19 protein-coding genes are annotated in these 21,284 nt (G+C 57.2%); 11 read left to right on the top strand and 8 right to left on the bottom strand.

The window, feature by feature from the left end:
* Positions 1–196 precede the first annotated feature (196 nt).
* On the top strand, positions 197–1,870 hold the full coding sequence (locus ABWV47_RS18590) for a SulP family inorganic anion transporter (protein ID WP_353314632.1): 1,674 nt from the start codon (positions 197–199) through the stop codon (positions 1,868–1,870).
* Between the two features lie 130 nt (positions 1,871–2,000).
* Positions 2,001–2,912 (top strand): AEC family transporter, encoded by a 912-nt coding sequence (locus tag ABWV47_RS18585; protein WP_353314630.1) that lies wholly within the window; start codon positions 2,001–2,003, stop codon positions 2,910–2,912.
* A 94-nt stretch (positions 2,913–3,006) separates the two neighbouring features.
* Here the strand turns inward: ABWV47_RS18585 and ABWV47_RS18580 are convergent, their stop codons facing one another.
* Positions 3,007–3,612, bottom strand: coding sequence for a flavin reductase family protein (locus ABWV47_RS18580; protein WP_353314628.1), 606 nt, complete (start codon positions 3,610–3,612; stop codon positions 3,007–3,009).
* 94 nt (positions 3,613–3,706) lie between these two features.
* Here ABWV47_RS18580 and ABWV47_RS18575 point away from each other — a divergent pair, with 94 nt between their 5' ends.
* Positions 3,707–4,192, top strand: a complete 486-nt coding sequence (locus ABWV47_RS18575; protein WP_353314626.1) for a GNAT family N-acetyltransferase — start codon at positions 3,707–3,709, stop codon at positions 4,190–4,192.
* Between the two features lie 135 nt (positions 4,193–4,327).
* Here the strand turns inward: ABWV47_RS18575 and ABWV47_RS18570 are convergent, their stop codons facing one another.
* Positions 4,328–5,350 (bottom strand): AAA family ATPase, encoded by a 1,023-nt coding sequence (locus ABWV47_RS18570; protein ID WP_353314624.1) that lies wholly within the window; start codon positions 5,348–5,350, stop codon positions 4,328–4,330.
* Entirely contained in the window at positions 5,314–5,892 is a 579-nt protein-coding gene (gene pnuC / locus ABWV47_RS18565) for a nicotinamide riboside transporter PnuC (protein WP_353314622.1), read from the bottom strand. Before pnuC ends, ABWV47_RS18570 begins: the two co-directional genes overlap by 37 nt.
* Positions 5,893–6,273: 381 nt before the next feature.
* On the opposite strand from pnuC, the gene ABWV47_RS18560 reads away from it, so the two are divergent.
* Positions 6,274–7,035: an EcsC family protein gene (locus ABWV47_RS18560; protein ID WP_353314621.1), complete on the top strand. Its 762-nt coding sequence runs from the start codon at positions 6,274–6,276 to the stop codon at positions 7,033–7,035.
* A gap of 42 nt (positions 7,036–7,077) precedes the next feature.
* Here the strand turns inward: ABWV47_RS18560 and ptsP are convergent, their stop codons facing one another.
* From ptsP to ABWV47_RS18535, 5 genes are all read right to left on the bottom strand, one after another.
* The gene (ptsP, locus tag ABWV47_RS18555) at positions 7,078–9,321 is read right to left on the bottom strand and encodes a phosphoenolpyruvate--protein phosphotransferase (RefSeq protein WP_353314619.1); all 2,244 of its coding nucleotides are present in this window, start codon (positions 9,319–9,321) and stop codon (positions 7,078–7,080) included.
* 395 nt (positions 9,322–9,716) lie between these two features.
* Positions 9,717–10,955, bottom strand: coding sequence for an aspartate kinase (locus ABWV47_RS18550; RefSeq protein ID WP_353314617.1), 1,239 nt, complete (start codon positions 10,953–10,955; stop codon positions 9,717–9,719).
* Positions 10,956–11,159: 204 nt separating this feature from the next.
* Positions 11,160–11,804 carry an SDR family NAD(P)-dependent oxidoreductase gene (locus ABWV47_RS18545; RefSeq protein ID WP_353314615.1) on the bottom strand — a complete coding sequence of 215 codons (645 nt, stop codon included), beginning with the start codon at positions 11,802–11,804 and terminating at the stop codon, positions 11,160–11,162.
* Between the two features lie 24 nt (positions 11,805–11,828).
* Positions 11,829–12,305 (bottom strand): DUF1178 family protein, encoded by a 477-nt coding sequence (locus ABWV47_RS18540; RefSeq protein ID WP_353314613.1) that lies wholly within the window; start codon positions 12,303–12,305, stop codon positions 11,829–11,831.
* A gap of 88 nt (positions 12,306–12,393) precedes the next feature.
* Entirely contained in the window at positions 12,394–12,870 is a 477-nt protein-coding gene (locus ABWV47_RS18535; RefSeq protein ID WP_353314611.1) for an NUDIX hydrolase, read from the bottom strand.
* A gap of 772 nt (positions 12,871–13,642) precedes the next feature.
* On the opposite strand from ABWV47_RS18535, the gene mraZ reads away from it, so the two are divergent.
* The 7 genes from mraZ to mraY are packed head-to-tail and all read left to right on the top strand — an operon-like array spanning position 13,643 to position 21,281.
* Complete coding sequence (mraZ, locus tag ABWV47_RS18530) at positions 13,643–14,134, top strand: division/cell wall cluster transcriptional repressor MraZ (protein ID WP_353315222.1); 492 nt, start codon at positions 13,643–13,645, stop codon at positions 14,132–14,134.
* A gap of 2 nt (positions 14,135–14,136) precedes the next feature.
* The gene (gene rsmH, locus ABWV47_RS18525) at positions 14,137–15,129 is read left to right on the top strand and encodes a 16S rRNA (cytosine(1402)-N(4))-methyltransferase RsmH (protein WP_353314609.1); all 993 of its coding nucleotides are present in this window, start codon (positions 14,137–14,139) and stop codon (positions 15,127–15,129) included.
* Positions 15,129–15,476 carry a cell division protein FtsL gene (ftsL, locus tag ABWV47_RS18520; protein ID WP_353314607.1) on the top strand — a complete coding sequence of 116 codons (348 nt, stop codon included), beginning with the start codon at positions 15,129–15,131 and terminating at the stop codon, positions 15,474–15,476. The genes rsmH and ftsL overlap by 1 nt, the downstream gene beginning before the upstream one ends.
* Positions 15,473–17,257: a peptidoglycan D,D-transpeptidase FtsI family protein gene (locus ABWV47_RS18515; protein ID WP_353314605.1), complete on the top strand. Its 1,785-nt coding sequence runs from the start codon at positions 15,473–15,475 to the stop codon at positions 17,255–17,257. Before ftsL ends, ABWV47_RS18515 begins: the two co-directional genes overlap by 4 nt.
* A 21-nt stretch (positions 17,258–17,278) precedes the next feature.
* Positions 17,279–18,760 carry a UDP-N-acetylmuramoyl-L-alanyl-D-glutamate--2,6-diaminopimelate ligase gene (locus ABWV47_RS18510; RefSeq protein WP_353314603.1) on the top strand — a complete coding sequence of 494 codons (1,482 nt, stop codon included), beginning with the start codon at positions 17,279–17,281 and terminating at the stop codon, positions 18,758–18,760.
* A complete protein-coding gene (locus ABWV47_RS18505) occupies positions 18,757–20,199 on the top strand; it encodes a UDP-N-acetylmuramoyl-tripeptide--D-alanyl-D-alanine ligase (protein ID WP_353314601.1) in 1,443 nt (480 codons plus the stop codon). Before ABWV47_RS18510 ends, ABWV47_RS18505 begins: the two co-directional genes overlap by 4 nt.
* On the top strand, positions 20,199–21,281 hold the full coding sequence (gene mraY, locus ABWV47_RS18500; protein WP_353314599.1) for a phospho-N-acetylmuramoyl-pentapeptide-transferase: 1,083 nt from the start codon (positions 20,199–20,201) through the stop codon (positions 21,279–21,281). Before ABWV47_RS18505 ends, mraY begins: the two co-directional genes overlap by 1 nt.
* The last annotated feature ends 3 nt before the right edge of the window (positions 21,282–21,284 follow it).

The raw sequence follows: 21,284 nt of genomic DNA, 5'->3' as shown, positions 1-21,284 counted from the left end.
CCGCAAAATTGCAAGCGAAAGGCATGTCGGTATCGCGTCTGTAATGCGACTGTATCGCGGAGGTGGTGAATTGGCGGGCAAAAGTGTCGCGGCGCTGTGCGCAACAGGCCCCCGCGCGGCATCACTATTGTTTGTTAACGGTAAACCCGCTAGGGAGGCGCAAAGCGAACACTCCCGAATTAACGCAGGTATACGTATGAAACGCACGGCGTTGGCCATGCTGGCCAAGAATATTTCTCCTCCCAATCTTTCCATCATGCAGGATGAAGGGTTCACCCCGAGCCGGCTCAAGACCGAAGTGCTGTCTGGATTGACTGTGGCGCTCGCGTTGGTGCCCGAAGCGGTGGCGTTTGCCTTTGTGGCTGGTGTGCACCCGCTGGTGGGCCTTTACGCCGCCTTTATGGTGGGTTTGATCACAGCGCTGATTGGTGGCCGACCGGGAATGATTTCCGGTGCCACTGGCGCGTTGGCCGTTGTGATGGTGGCTTTGGTCGCCGAGCACGGTGTGGAATATCTGTTTGCCACCGTGATCCTTATGGGGATTTTACAGGTCATTGCCGGTGTCATGCATTGGGGTAAGTTCATACGCCTTGTGCCACACCCGGTGATGCTTGGTTTTGTGAACGGTTTGGCGATTGTGATTTTCCTCGCTCAGCTGACCCAATTTAAGGACCCTGATACCATTGTGAACACCGGCCATGGCGCTGGTGGTGGCGAGTGGTTGGCGGGGCCGCAGCTTATGATGATGCTGGCGCTGGTGGCGCTGACCATGGTGATCATCTGGGGCTTGCCGAAACTGACCAAAGCCATTCCGGCACCTTTGGCGGGCATTGGCATCACAGCCTTGGTTGTCATCATCTTTGGCATCAACGTGCCGACCGTGGGTGACATGGCCTCTATCGCGGGTGGCTTCCCAAGCTTCCACGTGCCGTTTGGCTCAGGTGAAGGCATCTACCCACCTGCGCTGCTGGCGCCGCTTAACCTTGAAACGCTCTGGATCATTTTGCCCTACGCAGTTATCTTGGCTGCGATTGGTTTGATTGAAAGCCTGCTGACGCTGAACCTTGTTGGTGAAATGACTGGCAAGCGCGGTGGCGCATCTCAGGAATGTATCGCACAGGGCACAGCCAATGTGGTCACTGGTTTCTTTGGTGGCATGGGCGGTTGTGCGATGATTGGTCAGTCTATGATCAACGTGAAATCCGGTGGTCGCACACGGATCGCCGGCATTGCCGCAGCGCTGTTCCTGTTGGCGTTTATCGTGGTGGCAAGCCCGTTGATTGAGCGTATCCCGCTGGCCGCTTTGGTGGGTGTGATGTTCATGGTGGTGATCGGAACCTTTGCTTGGAACAGCTTTCAGATCATGCGCAAGGTGCCACGTATGGACGCCTTTGTGATCGTGTTGGTGACGGTTGTGACCGTGCTCGAAGATCTTGCTGTGGCAGTGGTTGTTGGTGTGATTGTGTCCGCGCTGGCGTATAGCTGGCAGAACGCACGCCGCATTCATGCCCACACCCGCGAAAGCGAAAGCGACCCGGGTGCTAAGGTCTATGAAATTGAAGGCCCGCTGTTCTTTGGCTCCGCTGAAGGTTTTGGCGAGTTGTTTGAGATCGAAACAGACCCAGACCACGTGATTGTCGACTTTGTGCGCTCGCGCGTTGTTGACCAATCCGCGTTGCAAGCGATTGAGGCTCTGGCGGGCAAGTATGAAGCTGCAGGTAAAAAGCTGGTGTTGCGCCACTTGAGCCGTGATTGCCATGAGCTGCTGAGCAAAGCAGGTCACCTGATCGTGGATAGTGACGATGATCCCGACTACGAATTGGCGGTGGACTACTCGGTGCGCACGGGCGTGCTTAGCGGCGGTCACTAATCTCTCTTTGAGATTGAGGGTTTTGAAAGGGCTGGTCGTTGACCGGCCCTTTTGGGTTGATGCGCTGCGTCCTCTTGTGTTGGTGGGCAGATAGGCGCAATAGGGACGCATTGATTTGGAGCGTCCCAGAATGACCTTTATTGCCATTTTAGTTGGGTTGACGCCTTCCTTTCTATTGGTCGGCTTGGGCGGGCTTTTGCGGTCGCGTTTGTCGGTGAATGCGTGGCAGGGGTTGGACAAACTCAATTTTGAAATCTTGTTTCCTGCGCTGCTGTTTGTGGCCGCCAGCCAAAGGCCTTTGGAGATAGGGCAAGTGGTGGGCATTGCGCCGTTGGTCTGGGGGGTGTTGGCCGTCGGGCTGATCGTCGGGTACGGCGCGCGGCGATTTGGGCCAGAGCGATTTCTGGATTTTGCCGGAGCATGGCAAACAGCTTGGCGGTTCAACACCGCGCTGGCGTTTATAGCCATCGCGACCACTGATATGGCGGATGTGTCCGTGATGGCTGTGGCCGTCGGAATGGCGGTGCCTGCATCCAATGTGTTGGCCGTGTCCGTGTTGAGCCGCGGGGACAGTCTTGGGCTCTGGGGCACAGTCAAAAAGGTGGCGCTGAACTCGTTTTTTGTCGCCTCGTTGGCAGGCGTGTTGGTGGGGTTGTCTGGCTTGCGTGTTCCGGGACCGGTCTTGGCACCTCTGGAGATGTTGTCGGCTGCCGCGATCCCAATTGCGCTGATTTCTATTGGTGCGACAATGAACTGGGGCGCGCTGGCGCGGCTCAATCGGTTCAGCGCCATCATTTGTGTCACAAAGCTCATCGTGATGCCGATCACGGCGCTGGCGTTGGCGATGGGGCTCGGACTGGAAAGCGGCGTTGCGGTTGTGTTGGTGATTTGGGCCGCATTGCCAACGGCGAGCGCGTCACATGTCTTGGCGTCAGGGTTTGGCGCAGACCGCGAGCTGTCGGCCACATTGGTGGCGCAGACAACCCTTTTGAGTGCAATCACCCTGCCAGTGTGGATTACCCTGGCAGAGGTGCTTTTTTAGGTCGCTTGACGCGCGGCCGTATCAGCCCGAGGTGAAGGCTGCCTGACGTGCCATTGACCATCTTCTATCTGGCGCCGTTGCGCCGACAATCAGCTTAGGTGCCCGGACGGGCAAGGGTGAAGGTGTTGTCCACCACCGCGTAGTCTTTGTAGCCCAAACGGCTGAGGGGGCGGTAGGTGGTGACGTCAAAGATGCCATCGACAATACAGTCATCACGCAGGTGAATGCCTGTGACTTCGCCGATGGTCATAAAGTTGTTTTCCCCTTGAAGCGTAATGATCTGCGTCATGCGACATTCCAGCGAGGCTGGCGCACCGATGAGGCGCGGGCAATCGATGGTGTCGCATTGCGTGGCCTCAAGGCCTACCTTGGCAAATTCGTCTTCTTCCTTGGCCAGACCGCCAGAAGACACATTCATCGCATCGCGCATCCCTTCGGCCACGATGTTCACACAGAACACGCCGGTGGCGCGGATGTTGGCGAGGCTGTCTTTGCCCTCAGCCTGATCGTCTTTGCTGCCGGTGGAGGCAAACATCACCTGTGGGGGATTGTCGGCCAATGCATTGAAAAACGAATAGGGGGCGAGGTTGCGGTGACCGTTGGCATCTTGTGTCGACACCCAAGCGATGGGGCGTGGGCTGACAATGGCTTTGAACGGGTTGTGCGGCAGGCCGTGGCCGTCTTGGGGCTGATAGAACATCGCAGGCAATCCTTATTGGTTTGCAGGCAGTCCTAGCGCCATGTTAGGGGCGAGGGAACCGCAAAATTCTAATGACGGGTATGGGGGCGCGCAGGTGTTTACGCTTGCAGTGGAAACAGGCGAAGACTGGTGGGAAGTGGAGGCGATTTACGATCTCTGCTTTGCACCTGGCCGTGAAGCTTTGAGTTCTTATCGACTGCGAGATGGTATTGATCCCGTGACTGGGCTCTCGCTTGTGGCGCGCGACAGAGATGGCATTCTGGCAGGTGCCATCCGGTTTTGGCCCGTCAAGGTTGGGCAGGTGCAAGCCTTGTTGCTGGGCCCGGTGGCTGTCCACCCCACACATCAAGGAGAAGGTTTGGGCGGTCTGCTGATCGAGGACAGTTTAGAGCGCGCCGCGACGTTGGGCTGGAAGCGAGTGATGTTGGTGGGCGATGCGCCCTATTACGCGCGATTTGGGTTTGAGAAGCTGCACGATGTGGTGATGCCCCCCCCGACGAACCCAGAGCGCGTTCTGGGACGGGCCTTGGTTGAGAGGGCTTGGGAGGGTGTTGCCGGGGATGTTGGCAGCATTTCGTGAGGTGTCGGAAGGTCGATCCTAGAAACACCTCGAAGCACCTAATTCCGTAGTGCGGGGCCATTCAAACCTTCGCTGTACGAACACAAAATTTGGTTTGTCCAAGAACCGTTCAGCAAACGGTTGTTTTTGGGGAGGCTAGCCAAGCGTATCAAGACAGGCATTGGCCGCTGCCGTACGCCAGGCCCAATCCTCACCCTTGATGTATTTCCACTCCGCCCCCAACTCATCAAGCCATGAACGCAGCCTGTCGGTGAACCATGCTCGGCGTGTCGGATCGGAGAAATATCGTGTTCCGTCATCTTTCCAAGGCGTTGCATGGTCGAGCAGAAGGTAGGTTTTACCGACCATCGCAGCACGTGCACGGTCTACGAGCGGCTTATGCACCTTACCTAACAACGCCTCGGCCCAAACCAAAGTTTGTATGGCATCTGTATCCTCGATCATGATTGGTCCACCTCGTGCCGCCATCGTATCGGCCAACGCCTTGTGACCCGCCATGATCGCGTCGAAGTCTGCCGCAATCCAATCTTGCCCATGCCGGAAGACGGCGTCGTAATCACGCCCATATTCAGGGATCGGAACACCTTTGAGCCGTGCGGCCAAAGCCTCGCACAATACTGTCTTGCCGGTGCTTTCTGCTCCTAGCAGAACAAGGCGACGTTGGTAATGGCTCCGCACTGGAACTGGTACATAGCTCCAATTCTTTTCCATATTCTCTCGGATTGCCGTGGCCGACACCGGCATAACCTGTCGCTCCGGGTCCACTGGAAAGGGCCGCGCGCCTACTTCCCGGGCGAGGCGGTGGATGTAGCCTTCCGAGCCGAAGACCCAATCAATCGGCTCGGGGTGGAATTCTGCGATTGCTGCGCGCCAGATAGGCCAAAAGTTATGGTGATCTTCGGGGGCCTGCGGAATATCGCGGTGCATGTGCAGTACGCGATAGCCCGGCCGCGACAGGCACTCCTTTATCCACTTTGCTCGTAAGTATCCATCGATTGGCTCTGCGTTATGGCTACATACGAGCACCGTCATCACATCACACCGAGCCTTCCCGACCTCTGCGCAATAGAGATGGCCGGCATGGGGCGGCATAAACTTCCCCAGTAGAAAGCCATGTGTTTTCATGTCGTCAGAGGCTGCATCGTGGCCCGACGCCACTGGACCAATCCTGTGACAGCAAGGCCAAGGAACACGAGGTAAAGTGCCGCCGTTGGCTCCAGTCCGCGCGTGTAGAAAAGCCCAATCGCCAGGACATCCACAGCAATCCACAAATACCAGCTTTGCAAGTATCTTCGTGATAAGAGGAACTGCGCAGTTATGCTTAGGGCCGCCACCGCCGCATCCCAGTAAGGGGCCGCTGCATCGGTATAGGCAGCCATCAGACTCGCAACGATCAACCATACAATGGCGGTCGCCCCAAGATACAACGCGAACATGCCAATTCCCAAAGGCGCCACGATGACACGACCGTCGTGCGCGCGTCCGTTTAGCCAGACATAGAGGCCGTAGAACTGAACAAAGAAAAAATAGACCTGTAACAGCGCGTCACTATAAAGCCGATATTCCCAGAAGATGAAAAAATACAGCGTCACCACAGCAAAGCCAAACGGGTAGTTCCAAATCGAACGTCGGATAATGAGGCTTACGTTCAGTATTCCACATACGACAGCTATCCACTCTACAGGGCGGCTGCCAACCATGCCCCAAAAAACTCTACCACGTCTTTCATCCTGCTCGTTTTACTTGCCGATTTAGACAGCAAGTCATCAGTCGGGGCAACCAATACAATTTGGCTCTTCGCCTCCTCGTTCCGAAACGTATGACATTGCATAAACCCTCTCTGTCGGAACGGCAAAGAAGGGTTCATTTTTCGCCGCCAAAGACATCATTCAGACCCCAAGCGGCTTTTGAAGGTTTTTGTTTCTCTCATGTCAATAGATATGAGCCGCACTGCGGAAAATCGGTAAAGTGGGCTCAACCTGCCTTCAGAGCGACCTTTCTTTTAGAGCCATATTTGCACGCCACCAAGCCTTTCTGCCCCCAATGGTTGAACCGGGCGACACGGTACCTACTTCACTTATATGACCCAAACAGAGATTTTGCCGGACGTTCCGGTGCGCGAATTTGATGTGGATGCGGAACTGGATGCTTTGGCCAAGCGCTACAGCGGAGCCAGTGGGGTGGGCATGAAGGTGCTTGGTGTGCTGGGCATGCCGGTCAGCGGGTTGCTTAAGAGTCTGCCAAACGACGTGCAGGATGGACTGGGCAGCGCGACCGAAGTGGCGTTGATGCAGGCGGTGAAATGGGCGGATGGCAGCCGGGGGGTGATCAAGGATCAGCCGGACTGGGTCAACGCCTCGATCACGGCGGCGCTGGGCGCGGCAGGTGGGGTGGGCGGTGTGACATCTTCGCTGGCAGAGTTGCCGATCACGGTGACCGTGCTGCTGCGCGCCATTCAAGGTGTGGGTGCGCAATATGGGTTTGATCCCAGTCATGAAAGCGTGCGGTTTGATTGTGTGCGTGTGCTGGCGGCCAATGGGCCATTTGAAGAAGACCGCGGTGCAGACTTGGCGATGTTGGAGCAGCGCGCGGGTTTGGCTGTCGGTGGCACCAAGTGGATCACCAATGTGATTGTGCCGCGCCTTGCCCCGGTTCTGGGGCAGAAGCTCGCCGCCCAAATGGTGCCGGTGATTGGTGCGGCGGCAGGGGCCGCGACAAACTACGCCTACACCAGCTATTACCAAGACATCGCGCATGTGCACTTTGGCCTGCGACAGCTGGCGGTGGAGGCAGATGTGGCGCCACAGGTGCTGGTAGACGGTATGCGCAGGCGACTTTCTTAGCGTGACCTGTATGTGGCTGGCGGGGCGCTTTTTGCGCCGCGTCTATCCGCTGGTGCGCAAGTATTCCATCACGGCCGGGCGCACCGACTGATCGCCGCGCTCACGCGCGGTGTGGATCACCTGTTTTACTTCACTTAAGTCCACGCGTCTTATCAGGCTCTTCACCGGCCCAATCGAGGCAGGACGCATGGAGAGGTTGCGAAGCCCCATGGCCGCCAGACACACCGCTTCGATGGGACGCCCAGCATCCTCGCCGCAGAAGCTTATAGGGGTATTGGTGTCCACACAACGGTTCACGATGCCTTCTAGAAAGGTCAGGAAGCTGACGTTGAGGGTGTCATAGCGCCGGCGCACACGCTCATTTTCGCGATCCGCAGCAAAGAAGAACTGTTTCAGATCATTGCCGCCAATCGACAGGAAATCGACCTCTTCATAGAACTTCTTGGGCGCAAACGCCAAGCTGGGGGTTTCCAGCATAGCGCCCACTTCGATCTCTGACGGCAAGGGATGACCAAGGATCATTTCGCGTTCAATCGCTTTGTCCACCTCGGCGCGGGCGGCGGTGTATTCTTCATACTGCGCGACAAAAGGGAACATGATTGTCAACGGGCGGCCATTGGCCGCGCGCAGCAGCGCCTGAAGCTGCATGCGCATAACGCCGGGTTTGTCTAGCGCGACACGCACTGCGCGCCAGCCAAGCGCCGGATTGGGCTCATCCTGAGGGGCCATGTAAGGCAGCACTTTGTCAGAGCCGATATCCAGCGTGCGAAACACCACGCGTTTGCCAGCCGCCGAGTCCATCACCTTGGCGTACAATTGCGCCAGTTCGGTGCGTTTGGGCATTTGGTTGCGGATCAGAAATTGCAGTTCGGTGCGGAACAGACCAACGCCTTCGGCGCCAGAGGTGGGCAGCGAAGGCAAATCCGCCATCAGCCCGGCGTTCATGTACAAATGTACAATGTCACCGTCTCGGCTCTTGGCCTCTTTGTCGCGGATCGACGCATAGCGTTCCTGTGCCTGCGCGGCCATGGCGATCTTGTCCCGAAACGCTGTGACCACAGTGTCGTCGGGACGCAGGTGCACAATGCCCTGATCCCCGTCCACCATGACATGATCCCCGTTCAGCGCTTCGGTTGTTATTTTTTCTGCGTGGATCACCAAAGGAATCGCCAAGGCGCGCGCCACAATGGCGGCGTGGCTGCCCACAGAGCCTTCCTCAAGCACAACGCCTTTGAGTTTGCGGCCGTATTCCAAAAGCTCCCCAGGACCGATGTTGCGCGCGATCAGGATCGGGTCGGTGGGCATTTCAGAGCCGGTTTCGCTGCCTTGCCCGGTGAGAATACGCAAAAGCCGATTGGACAGATCGTCCAGATCATGTAGCCGCTCACGCAGGTACTGATCGGTGACTTGCTCCATGCGGGCACGTGCGGCGGATTGTTCCTTTTCCACAGCGGCCTCTGCGGACAACCCGCGCGAGATGTCTTCTTCCATGCGCCGCATCCACCCTTTGGAATTGGCAAACATGCGATACGCTTCCAGCACGTCCAGCTGTTCTTTGTCGCCGCGTGCGGCGCCATCCAGCATTTTGTCCACACCAACACGCAGCTCATCAACAGCCGCGTTCAGGCGCAGCAGCTCAGCCTCAGGGTCGTCTGCGACGGGATTGGTGACCACAACGCGCGGTTCGTGCAGCCAAACATGTCCCTCGGAGGCGCCTTCCTGACCGGAGGTGCCACGCACCATCTCCGATTGTTGGTGAAGCGCACTCATGGCGGCGCCTTCCCCAACAAACGCACCAAGCTCGGTCATCTCGGCCAGAACCATCGCGACCACTTCAAGGGCGTAGACTTCATCGGGGGAAAACACCCGGCGTTCTTTGGACTGTACCACCAGAACGCCGAGATTGTCGCCCAGACGTTGAACCGGCACACCGCAGAAACTGGAGTAAATCTCCTCGCCGGTTTCAGGCATGAACCGGAAGCCTTTTGCCGATGGGGCGTCATCGGTATTCACAACTTTGGAGGCGCGTGCGACCCGACCCACCAGTCCTTCGCCAACCCGCATACGGGTTTGGTGAACAGCCTCTGCGTTCAGACCTTCCGTGGCACAGAGTTCAAGCGTTTCATCGTCGCGAAACAAATAGATGGAGCACACTTCGGTGCCCATAGAGGAGGCGATCAAGTTGGTGATCTTATCCAGCCGTTCCTGTCCGGCGCTGTCTTCGGCCAAAGCATCTCTCAGCCGTCCCAGAAGTTTGCGGCTTTCGGTTTGGGTGTCTTGCACCATAAACGATCTGATCCTCGGTTGTCGCTCCCTGCGCCGAATAGACCACAAGCTGCATGAAAGCAAAACGGTTTATCGGGGTTCTCCTGCGTCAGATTTACGCTGCATTGCAGCGACTTCGTGCGAATTGAGCGCGGCCTGTCATGAAAAACACGCTGTAGACCTAACAGCGAAAGGCGATTGTCCGAATGCTGCGGTGAAGCAAGAAATTTGTGCTGCGACACTGGAGCGTACAGCTCAGGCAGAAAGACGCGCAAAATATTCTGGCGCGACGCTTGAGAATTGTGCAGGCAGGCGTGTGGCCTGCCCAGTTCGCAATGTCTGGGGGCGCGCAGGACACAAAAAAGGCCGCGATCAGCGATGTGCGCGGCCTTGCTTGTGATAATCGGAGGCGTGACTTAGTTGGATTTTTCCAACTCAAACGCGTCATGCAGGGCCTGTACAGCCAGCTCCATGTATTTGCGATCAATCAGCACCGAGATTTTGATTTCAGAGGTGGTGATGACTTTGATGTTGATGCCTTCGTCAGACAGCACTTTGAACGTTTTGGCGGCAACTCCGGACTGGCTGCGCATGCCAATGCCAACCACAGACACCTTTGCGACGTTTTCGTCGACAATGAGTTCCGCAAAGTTGAGACCGCCGGTTTCTTTCAATTCTGCCAAAGCTTGATCTGCGCGTTTCACCTGATCGGTGGGCAGGGAGTAGGTCATGTCGGTGCGGCCATCTTCAGAGATGTTTTGCACGATCATGTCGACGTTGACGCCAGCATCAGACAGGCAGCCAAAGATGATCGACGCGATGCCGGGGCGGTCAGCCACAGATTGCAGGGTCATTTTGGCTTCGTCGCGCGAATAGGCGACACCGGAGACGACGTTGGATTCCATGATTTCCTCCTCATCGCAGACCAAAGTGCCTGCCTCGTCGGATTGTTCTTCAAAAGAGCTCAGCACCCGAAGGCGCACTTTGTTGCGCATCGCCAGCTCAACGGAGCGGGTTTGCAGGACCTTGGCACCAAGGGAGGCCAATTCCAGCATTTCTTCAAAGGCGATCTTGTCCAGTTTGCGTGCTTTTTGGCAGATACGCGGGTCGGTGGTGTAGACCCCGTCCACATCTGTGTAGATGTCACAACGTTCTGCCTCAAAGGCCGCAGCAAAGGCCACTGCGGTGGTGTCAGAGCCGCCCCGACCCAGTGTGGTGATGCGGCCCTCTTCAGAGATGCCTTGGAAACCCGCCACAACCGCAACACGCATGCCTTCGCCAAACTTGGCGGTGATGTTGTCGGTCGGAATCTCTTCGATCCGGGCCTGACTGTGCGCAGAAGTGGTCTTAAGCGGCACTTGCCAACCTTGCCAGCTGCGTGCCGGAACATCCATCTCTTGGAGGGTCAATGCCATAAGGCCGGCGGTGACATTCTCGCCTGAGCTGACAACAGCGTCGTATTCACGTGCGTCATACAGCGGGGAGGTTTCATCCACATACCCCACCAGTTTGTTGGTTTCCCCAGACATGGCGGAGACAATGACAATGACGTCATAGCCCTTGGCCACTTCGACGCCAACACGTTTGGCGGCGCGGCGAATGCGGTCCAGATTGGCCACTGAGGTGCCGCCGAATTTCATCACAAGTACGGGCATGGCGCGTCCTTTGGTCTTAAGTCGCAGGCGGTTTACGCGCTCATAGGCCAAGAGGCAAGGCGGATTGCCGAAAGGCCAACTGAGGCCTGTCTTTTGCAGGCCTGTGACCTCTCCACATATGTATCTGGGCACCAAGTTCCGACGTGGATTTCTGTTGCCGCGAGCGCAGAGCAAACAAGAGGCCGCAGTTTGCCGTGGTGCGGATCAAATCGCGTGTGCCGTGCCGTCCCAGTTTTCAAAACATCCTGTCGTTTCAAGGGTCAATGCCTCAAACCTGTTTGCAAGACCCTGGGCGGAGTCGGTGACAGAGAGTGCGGCCTGTGTGCCGCCCATATCTGTTTGCACCCAGCCAGGGTGATAGATACCCACAGCGATGTCGATATGTTTGAGGTCTTCGGCCAAGTTGAGCCCGAGATTGAGAGCGGCCGCCTTAGAGGCGCGATAGATGTAGCTTCCGCCGCCAATTTTTGTGCTGGATCCCATTTGGGAGGAGATGATTGCAATTTTGGGAGCGGGCGAAAGTTGCAAATTGGGCAGCAGCGCCTGCACGGTCAGAAACACGCCTGTGACGTTGGCGGCGAAGGTGTCGGCCCAGAGAGTGGCCTCATAGCCGTCTGCAAGGTTTTGGCCTTTGTCTAAGTAGACACCTGCATTGCAGATCAGCAGATCGACGGGCTGCGCGTCAAGCGCGCGTGCAAACTCCAACTGGCTGGCTGGATCGGTGACGTCCAATGACAGAAAGCCACTTCCCGCGCGGCTGGCTCCGGTAACGCGATGCCCTTGGGCCTGCAGGATGTGGTCTAGTGCTTGTCCAATGCCACGGTTGGCTCCGGTGATGACTGCATGCATGGAAGCGTCCCTTTCGGCTGGCGTTCAGTTTGTTTTGCGGCCGATGTTGAAGGGCAGCGGCGCAACGGGGACGCCGTCGTCGATCAAAGCTTTGGCGTCTTCCAGTTTGGCCTCGCCATAGATGGCACGCTCGGGCGCGCTGCCTTCGTGCATGGCGCGGGCCTCGGTTGCAAAGTCTTTTCCGACATAGTCGGAATTGGCTTCCACGTGGGTGCGCAGTTCTTTCATCGCCTGTTCCGCTGCGGAGGCGGGGGCCGAAAGAGGGTTGGGCGTTGACGACACGGGCGTGGGCGCAGTTTCTTGCGTGTCGGTTTGCGGCGGTGTGGCGGTTTTGGATGCGGGTCGCACCCTAGGGGCCATCATCGCTTTGGTCACAGATGTGTCACCACATACGGCGCATTCAATCATGCCCGCAGCTTTGAGCTTGTCAAAGGCGTCTGCGGATTGAAACCAACTGTCAAAACGGTGGTTTTTTGAACATTTAAGCGTGTAGTTAATCATGCGCCTGCTTGTCTATGGCTCGGTCGAGCAAACATAGTCGCGCCGATCATAGGGATCAAGCGATGGCGCGCTATGACGCTCAATTGGTTCAGTGCATCAGCTTTCGGTGGTCAAAGCTGCGTACAATTTCTGCAAGCTCTGGATTTTGGATTCGTTTGGCTGCCTTTTTGGGAGTGAGCCATTTTCGGTTTCGCTGGCCCTTTTCTGGGTAGGCCGAGGAGAGCTTGCTGACCTTTAAGGGGAAGACCATGACGTTGATCTTTTGGCCGCGTTTCGGCCCGCGTTCTTTGCGGTAGCGATATTTACCAAGCCCAAATTTGCCCGGCTGTCCAATCACGCCGGCTTCTTCCCAGGCTTCCTGAGCGGCAGCCTTGTGAGGTTTGAACCCGATCATGGGCCAGCCTTTGGGGATCAGCCACTGGCGGGTGCCGCGTGAGGTGATGAGGAGAACCTGCGTTTTGTTTTTGCGCACGCGGTAGGCGAGCGCCGCGAACTGGACATGTTTGCCTGCTTTCTCGGCCTTGCGGATCATCGCGGTCGTTTCAGAGGGGGCGAGTGAGCCCATACGGCATCTCCGGGTCATTGGCGTCAGTATCTGCGGGTCAACGCTATCCTAGTCAGCAATGGGAATGCGGCCAAGATGCGCGCGATACTTTTAGCAGAAGTGTGTTGCTAGAGCGTTAGGGCATCTCTCGATCTTTTGGGGGGAGGTGGGTCTATATGGGATCTCAGGTGGGAATTGATGGGATTTGGGCGCCTGATCCATGGGAATGCAGCCGAATCATCAGGCGTGCTGTGAAATTTCAGGCGCTTATCCACAGATTTCGAGGAGTTATCCACTGCACGTGATCAGCTGAATTGAAAAAAGTTGGGAATTTCTGGGAATACTTGTTCGGCGAAAATCTGCGCATCATTTGGTGTTTGATTGGGTGCATGGATCAATATGTGGTAGATTGGGGTTGAAATTTTTCGTCAATATCTTGTTTTGGGAGGCTGTGGATAACTAAATGTGGACTCTATAAGGCGAAATACTTGTTGATTTCCATAAATTCCCATGGCATCCCTAGTTACACGATGAGGACGGGATCAAACGAGGCGCTAAGACCTCAAATTCCAAGTCAGGTTTCATACAGGCGCCCGCTTTCATCGAAAAAAAGAGATCCGGTGCGTGGGCGAGCAGAACATCCCCCCAGGTGGCACGCGCAACTGGACTACCCGCAAAGCGGGACGAGGGCGGCGGATTGATCAGTGGCAGCAGATCAATCCGCCGTTTCGCTTCCTGGCCCCCTTCGGTGGCAGGCAACATGAGGTTAAAGGGGCCATAGGCAGTGGCGCTAATGTTTCGAGGCGAAAGCCGCAACAAGGTGGATACGAAAGGACGGATGTCAATTCCGGCCAAGTTTCGCCGTGTGCTCGAAGCAGGGGACCCTGACTGGAAAAGTGGCGACACGCCGAACCTTGTAATTGTATACGGCGGGAAAACCCGAGATTTCCTAGAATGTTTCACGGTTGAAGCGATGAATGATGTGGTCAGCCGCATCATGAAAATGCCCCGTGGCAGCAAAAAGCGCCTTGCGCTTTCCAAGCTTTATCTCACGCAATCTTTGGAAGTCTCCGTTGATGAGACCGGCCGATTGGTGTTGCCCAAAGAGCAGCGCGACAAGATTGCGCTGACGGACATGGCGTTTTTTGCCGGTAAAGGCGACACGTTTGAAATTTGGCAGCCTGAGGCCTATGAGGCCATGGAGGCTGATGCGCTCGAAGCGGACGATGACTTTGACCCGGATGCAGACCCTTCCATCTATCTAGATGGCGACGAGGATTTCTAAACATGGCGACGCCTGAAGATCCCGCCGCCAAACGTCCCCACATTCCCGTTTTGCTTGCTCCCTTGTTGCGTGAAGTGGCGCCTGTCTCTGGCCGTTGGCTGGACGGCACCTTTGGGGCTGGAGGTTACACCCGCGGTTTGATCGCGGCTGGCGCAGACAAGGTCTATGGCGTTGACCGTGACCCGCTGGCATTTGAGATGGCAGCCCCTTGGGTTGGGGACTATGGCGACCAGATTGAACTGGTTGGCGGCGTGTTCTCAAAGATGGATGAGTATGCCCAAGAATTGGATGGCATAGTGCTCGACCTTGGGGTCAGCTCAATGCAACTTGATCTGGCAGAACGTGGCTTCTCCTTTATGCGCGATGGGCCATTGGACATGCGCATGAGCCAGGATGGACCTTCTGCAGCGGATTTGGTGAATGAGGCTGAAGAAGCTGATATCGCCAATATTCTGTTCCAATATGGCGAAGAGCGCGCAAGTCGGCGGATTGCCAAAGTGATTGTGCGCGAGCGGTCGGTGGAACCGATTAAGACAACCCTGCGTTTGGCGGAGATTGTGGAGAGCTGTTTGCCGCGATCCAAGCCGGGGCAAAGTCATCCGGCCACGCGCAGCTTTCAGGCACTGCGCATTGCGGTGAATGATGAATATGGTGAGCTGTTTCGCGGCCTTATGGCGGCAGAGCGCGCGCTAAAGCCGGGCGGTTTGTTGGCTGTGGTGACCTTTCATTCGGTTGAGGATCGGATGGTGAAGAGGTTCATGCAATCGCGTGCTGGTAAGACCGGCAACGTCAACCGCTATGCGCCTGAAACAGAACAAGAAACACCTGCCTTTGAGCTGATCACGCGCAAAGCGGTTGGGCCTGATCCGGATGAGTTGGTCGACAACCCACGTGCGCGGTCAGCAAAGCTGCGCGTGGCGCGGCGCACCGATGCACCCGCAGGAGAGATTGCGGAAAAGGCGATTGGCATGCCCATGTTGGGAGGGCGCAAGTGATGCGCACAGTGTTGTCGATATTGGCCGCAGCAATGGTGATTGCGCTTTCTGTTTGGGCCTATCAGGAGAACTATCGTACGCAGGCAATGATTGGGGAAACCGAACGTTTGCAGCGCGAAATCGGCGATGCGCGTGCGCGTTTGTCGGTGCTTAAGGCCGAGTGGGCGTATTTGAACCGTCCAGATCGGCTGCGCGACTTGGCAGAGATCAACTACAACGATTTGCAGCTTCTGCCGCTGCGCCCAGATCAGTTTGGCCGCGTCGAGCAGGTGGCCTACCCATCAGTGGAAGAGCCGATCACATTTGAAAACGCGGTTGAGGTGTCCTTAGAGGAGGCAAAGCCATGATCCGCAAACCGCTGCGTCCCTTGGCGTCCGTTTTGCATGCGCGCAGCGCAGGTGAGAACCCAGACAGCATTGAGCGCGCAAATTTGCGCGTGCGACATGAGGAGATGCGCAACAAAAGCCGGGCGCGTGCCGAAGGGCGGTTGTTGATCATGGGTGTGCTGTTTGTCGGGGCGTTTCTGACGGTGGGCGCACGTATGGGTGTGGTCAGCATGTCTGAAGCAACAGAGCCGCGCACCAGTTTCGCGGGCAGCCGCATTCAGGCAGAACGCGCTGACATCGTGGACCGACATGGGCGCATTCTGGCGACCAACCTGGAAACACACGCGCTATACGCTCAACCGCACCACATGATCGACAAAGCGGGCGCGGCGCGAAAACTGGTTGAGATATTTCCAGAGCTAAAAGAAGAGCGTCTGATAAAAGATTTCACTGGTAAGCGTAAGTTTCTGTGGATCAAAAAGAAAATTAGCCCCGAGCAACAGCAAGCCGTACATGATATTGGCGAGCCCGGCTTGATGTTTGGTCGCCGTGAGATGCGCCTGTATCCAAATGGGCGCTTGGCAGCGCATATTTTGGGCGGCGCGAGCTTTGGCAAAGAGGACGTGCATGACGCCGAGTTGATCGGTGTGGCTGGTGTTGAGAAATATTTCGATGACGCGCTGCGTGATCCCGCCAACGGTGACAAAGCTCTGACGTTGTCAATTGATTTGACCGTTCAAGCGGCCGCCGAGCGGGTGCTTTGGGGCGGTATGAAGTTGATGAACGCCAAAGGCGCAAGCTCGGTTCTGATGGATGTCCATACGGGCGAAATCATTTCGATGGTGAGCCTGCCGGACTTTGACCCGAACAACCGTCCACGCCCGCCCGTACAAGGGCAGGCGGCAGATAGCCCGCTGTTCAATCGGGCTGTTCAGGGGCTGTATGAGCTTGGTTCAACGTTCAAAATCTTTACGGCAGCTCAGTCGATGGAGCTGGGATTGGCCAATCCTGAAACCAAGATCAACACCGCGGGTCCGCTGCGGTGGGGCAAGTTCCGTATCCGCGACTTTCGCAACTACGGCGCACAGTTGACGTTGACCAAAGTGATCGTGAAATCGTCTAATATTGGCACAGCGCGGATCGCTCAATTGATTGGGGCAGCACGTCAGCAAGAGTTCCTTAAGAGCCTAGGGTTTTTTAAGCCGACCCCGGTCGAACTTGTTGAGGCAGGGGGCGCGCAGCCGCTGTTGCCTAAGAATTGGTCTGAGTTGTCGACGATGACAATCTCCTATGGTCACGGGATGTCCGCAAGCCCGTTGCACTTGGCGGCGGGTTATGCGGCGATTGCGAATGGCGGGACCAGTGTGGTGCCAACAATCATGAAGCAGGATAGCGTCGAAAAAGGCCCACGCGTCATGACACGTGCGAGTGCCGAGGCCTCGCGTGTAATGCTGCGGAAAGTGGTCAGCGAAGGCACCGCTTCCTTTGGCGAAGTGCCCGGATACGCTGTGGGGGGAAAGACTGGCACCGCCGACAAGCCGCTCGAAAGTGGCCGGGGGTACTACGAGGACAAAGTGATCGCCACTTTCGCCGCGATGTTCCCGGCACATGATCCAAAATACGTGCTGATCTTGTCGCTGGATGAACCTGTGGAGACCTCAGGTAGTGAGCCACGCCGCACTGCGGGGTGGACCGCGGTGCCCGTGGCCGCAGAAATGATCACGCGTGTTGCGCCGTTGCTTGGGTTGCGTCCCGAGGTTGAGCCCGCCCAGCTGGCTGATATAACGCTGACATCAAACTAAGCCGAATAAGGGCAGGAACCGATGGCAGCAGGCACAAAACAGCTTTCAGAACTGGGCCTGACGGCTCTTGGGGGCGCAAACCCTGAGATCACGGGATTGGCTGTAGACAGTCGCGATGTGAAAGACGGCTACCTCTTTGCGGCACTGCCCGGCACGCGGGTGCATGGGGGCACATTCATCCAGTTTGCTTTGCGCATGGGCGCGTCCGCCATTCTCACGGATGCCGCGGGCGCAAAGATTGCAGAATCTGAGCTGGAGCAAAGTGGGGCTGCGGTGGTGATTGCAGAAGACCCCCGCCAAGCCCTGGCCTATACGTCCGCGCTGTTTTTCGGCAAACAACCGGGCATCATTGCCGCCGTGACAGGCACCAACGGCAAGACCTCGGTGGCGACTTTTTTGCGCATGATATGGCAGGAGATGGGGCTTGAGGCGATCAATCTTGGCACCACCGGTGTTGAGGGCGATTTTACTGCGCCTCTGAAACACACCACGCCAGAACCGATCACGCTGCACCGGACGCTGGCCGCCGCCGCTGAAGCAGGCATCGGCTTTGCCGCCATGGAAGCGTCGTCGCATGGGTTGGCACAGAGCCGGCTGGATGGTGTACAGCTGAAAGTTGCGGGTTTCACCAACTTCACGCAGGATCATCTCGACTATCACGAGACCTTTGAAGACTATTTCAACGCCAAGGCCGAATTGTTTGGGCGCGTTTTGCCCGAAGAGGGTACGGCGGTGATCAACGTGGATGATCCCCGTGGGCTTGATATGGCGCTCATCGCGGGCACACGCGGGCAGGGTGTCCTTACGGTTGGCAAGGCGGAGGCGGATCTCGCCTTGATGGCGCAGCGCTTTGATGCCACGGGTCAGGACATTCGCTTCACGTTTCGCGGTAAAGCTTATCAAACACGTTTGAAGCTATTGGGTGGGTTTCAGGCCGAAAATGTTCTGTTGGCAGCAGGCATGGCGATTGCCTGTGGGGCAGAGCCTGAACGGGTGTTTGAGGTGTTGCCCGAGCTCAGAGGTGTGCGAGGCCGGATGCAATTGGCCGCAACCCGTGAAAACGGTGCCGCGGTGTTTGTGGATTATGCGCATACACCGGATGCGGTGTCCACGGCGCTCGCCGCGTTGCGCCCACATGTGATGGGACGGCTTGTGGTCATCATTGGCGCCGGGGGTGATCGTGACGCCGCCAAGCGCCCGTTGATGGGGCAGGCGGCCACGCAGAACGCAGATGTTGTTTTTGTGACCGATGACAATCCGCGCAGTGAAGACCCGGCAGTGATCCGCGCCGCCGTGATGGAGGGCGCGCCGGGGGCCACAGAAGTTGGCGACCGGGCCGAGGCGATTTTGCGCGGCGTGGATGCTTTGGGGCCAGGGGACGCTTTGTTGATCGCAGGTAAAGGCCACGAGACTGGCCAGACCATTGGCGACGATGTGTTGCCGTTTGATGATTGTGAACAGGCTAGCGTGGCTGTGGCCGCATTGGATGGAGGATTGGCATGAGCCTTTGGACATCAGAAGACGCCGCCACCGCAACGGGTGGCCGTGTCACCACAGATTGGGCGTGTGACGGCGTGTCAATTGACACGCGCACGCTGGCGCAAGGTGATTTGTTTGTGGCGTTGACGGCGGCGCGTGATGGCCATGAGTTTGTTGCGCAGGCTTTGGCAAATGGCGCCGCTGCAGCTTTGGTCAGCCGGATCCCCGAAGGTGTGGCGCCGGATGCGCCTCTTTTGATTGTGGACGATGTTCTTGCCGGATTGGAAGCCTTGGGCCGAGCAGGCCGCGCCCGTACAGATGCGCGTGTTGTGGCGGTGACCGGATCGGTGGGCAAAACTTCCACCAAAGAAATGCTGCGGGCCATGCTGGACAGTCAGGGACGCGCCCATGCATCGGTTGCGAGTTACAACAACCATTGGGGTGTGCCGTTGACACTTGCGCGCATGCCGCAGGACTCCGAGTTTGCTGTGATTGAGATCGGCATGAACCACCCGGGTGAAATTTCGCCGCTTGCGAAACAGGCCCGCCCCCACGTGGCATTGGTGACCACGGTGGCAGCCGTGCATCTGGAAGCCTTTGAAAGCGTGGCAGGCATCGCGCAGGAAAAAGCGGCCGTATTTGATGGGCTTGAGCCAAGAGGCATGGCGATTTTGAATGCGGACATCGACACAGCTGATGTGCTGCGCGCGCATGCGACCACGCTTGGTGTGGCCATGCAGGAGTTTGGTGAAACCGGGGCCGATTGGCGTTTAGATGAGGTGACGTTGCAGGGCAATGTGACGATTGCGCGTGCGACCCATGCGGACGCCCCCGTTATGTTCAAAGTGCAAAGCGCAGGTCGGCATTTCGCGATGAATGCGTTGGGCGCGTTGGCTGCTGTGGAGGCCATGGGGGCGGATTTGGCGCTGTCGGTGGCATCCTTGGGACGCTGGACACCCTTTGTGGGCCGTGGCGCACGTGAAACGTTGGTGCTGGATCCGGTTGAAACCGATCGCACGATGGAATTGATTGACGAGGCGTACAATGCCAATCCCACAAGTGTTGGCGCGGCGCTGGAGGTTTTGGCGGCGGCGGAGCCCATCGACGGGATCGGGCGCATTGGCCGCGGGCGTCGCATCGCCTTTTTGGGCGATATGAAAGAACTGGGGCCGCAAGAAGCGGCGATGCACGCAGATATCGCGACACACCCCGCACTGGCGACCATTGATGTGGTGCATTGCGTGGGCCCTCTGATGCAGCATCTGCACGCGGCTTTGCCAGAAAGCAAACGCGGGGAGTGGTGTGAGAGCAGCGTGGAACTGACAAGCGAAGTTCGACGGCTGGTGGATGCTGGTGATGTGGTCATGGCCAAGGGCAGCCTGTCGATGGCTTTGTCCAAGGTGGTTGACGCCATCCGCAATCTGGGCCATCCCGCCCAGCAATCCAAAAACGAGGACGCGTAATGTTTTATTGGCTGACCGAGCTGTCGGATGGCGGTGATTTTTTTAACTTGTTCCGCTATATCACCTTCCGGGCAGGCGGTGCCTTTATGACTGCGTTGATCTTCGGTTTCCTGTTTGGGCAGCCTTTGATCAATGTCCTGCGCCGCAAGCAAGGCAAAGGTCAACCGATCCGTGATGATGGGCCTGAGGGCCACTTTGCCAAAGCAGGCACACCCACGATGGGGGGCTTGCTGATCGTGGGTGCGTTGGTAACCTCGACGCTCTTGTGGGCGCGTTGGGACAACGGTTTTGTTTGGCTGGTGTTGTTTGTTACCTTGGCCTATGGCCTGATCGGGTTTGCGGACGACTACGCCAAAGTCTCCAAGCAAAACACCAAAGGCGTGTCGGGCAAAGTGCGGTTGCTTCTGGGCTTTGTAATTGCGGGCATCGCTGGCGTTTGGGCAACGTATTTGCAGCCAGACGCACTGCAATTCCAATTGGCAGTGCCGGTCTTTAAAGAGGTGCTGATCAACCTCAGTTGGGCCTACTTGCCCTTTGCCATGTTTGTTGTTGTGGGCGCCGCCAATGCCGTGAACCTGACCGATGGTCTGGACGGGCTTGCCATCATGCCGGTGATGATTGCGGCAGGTGCACTTGGCGTGATCGCCTATGCGGTTGGACGCGTGGACTTTACCCAATATTTGGATGTGCATTACGTGCCGGGCACTGGCGAGATTTTGATCTTTGTGGCTGGTCTAATTGGCGGCGGGCTGGGCTTTCTGTGGTACAACGCGCCCCCGGCCGCAGTGTTCATGGGGGACACCGGATCACTGGCTCTTGGAGGCGCATTGGGTGCCATTGCGGTCTCCACCAAACACGAACTTGTTCTCGGTATTATCGGCGGATTGTTTGTGGTCGAAGCGTTGAGTGTGATCATTCAGGTGCTCTACTTCAAACGCACCGGCAAACGGGTGTTCTTGATGGCGCCGATCCACCATCACTATGAGAAAAAGGGCTGGTCCGAACCGCAGATCGTGATCCGTTTCTGGATCATCGCTGTCATCCTTGCGATGATCGGACTGGCCACACTGAAGCTGCGCTAACCT

It is taken from the genome of Shimia sp. NS0008-38b (assembly GCF_040370365.1).
Taxonomy (GTDB): domain Bacteria; phylum Pseudomonadota; class Alphaproteobacteria; order Rhodobacterales; family Rhodobacteraceae; genus Shimia.
This window is presented reverse-complemented; position numbering and strand designations above follow the sequence as displayed.

Bases quoted from the DNA above. Each gene is read 5' to 3' on its own strand.
- ABWV47_RS18590 (WP_353314632.1), top strand. From the start codon at position 197: ATGAAACGCACGGCGTTGGCCATGCTGGCCAAGAATATTTCTCCTCCC.
- ABWV47_RS18560 (WP_353314621.1), top strand. From the start codon at position 6,274: ATGACCCAAACAGAGATTTTGCCGGACGTTCCGGTGCGCGAATTTGAT.
- ABWV47_RS18510 (WP_353314603.1), top strand. From the start codon at position 17,279: ATGGCAGCAGGCACAAAACAGCTTTCAGAACTGGGCCTGACGGCTCTT.
- ABWV47_RS18580 (WP_353314628.1), bottom strand. From the start codon at position 3,612: ATGTTCTATCAGCCCCAAGACGGCCACGGCCTGCCGCACAACCCGTTC.
- mraZ (WP_353315222.1), top strand. From the start codon at position 13,643: ATGTTTCGAGGCGAAAGCCGCAACAAGGTGGATACGAAAGGACGGATG.
- mraY (WP_353314599.1), top strand. From the start codon at position 20,199: ATGTTTTATTGGCTGACCGAGCTGTCGGATGGCGGTGATTTTTTTAAC.
- ABWV47_RS18540 (WP_353314613.1), bottom strand. From the start codon at position 12,305: ATGATTAACTACACGCTTAAATGTTCAAAAAACCACCGTTTTGACAGT.
- ABWV47_RS18515 (WP_353314605.1), top strand. From the start codon at position 15,473: ATGATCCGCAAACCGCTGCGTCCCTTGGCGTCCGTTTTGCATGCGCGC.
- rsmH (WP_353314609.1), top strand. From the start codon at position 14,137: ATGGCGACGCCTGAAGATCCCGCCGCCAAACGTCCCCACATTCCCGTT.
- ABWV47_RS18585 (WP_353314630.1), top strand. From the start codon at position 2,001: ATGACCTTTATTGCCATTTTAGTTGGGTTGACGCCTTCCTTTCTATTG.
- ftsL (WP_353314607.1), top strand. From the start codon at position 15,129: ATGCGCACAGTGTTGTCGATATTGGCCGCAGCAATGGTGATTGCGCTT.
- ABWV47_RS18535 (WP_353314611.1), bottom strand. From the start codon at position 12,870: ATGGGCTCACTCGCCCCCTCTGAAACGACCGCGATGATCCGCAAGGCC.
- ABWV47_RS18550 (WP_353314617.1), bottom strand. From the start codon at position 10,955: ATGCCCGTACTTGTGATGAAATTCGGCGGCACCTCAGTGGCCAATCTG.
- pnuC (WP_353314622.1), bottom strand. From the start codon at position 5,892: ATGGTTGGCAGCCGCCCTGTAGAGTGGATAGCTGTCGTATGTGGAATA.
- ABWV47_RS18545 (WP_353314615.1), bottom strand. From the start codon at position 11,804: ATGCATGCAGTCATCACCGGAGCCAACCGTGGCATTGGACAAGCACTA.
- ptsP (WP_353314619.1), bottom strand. From the start codon at position 9,321: ATGGTGCAAGACACCCAAACCGAAAGCCGCAAACTTCTGGGACGGCTG.
- ABWV47_RS18505 (WP_353314601.1), top strand. From the start codon at position 18,757: ATGAGCCTTTGGACATCAGAAGACGCCGCCACCGCAACGGGTGGCCGT.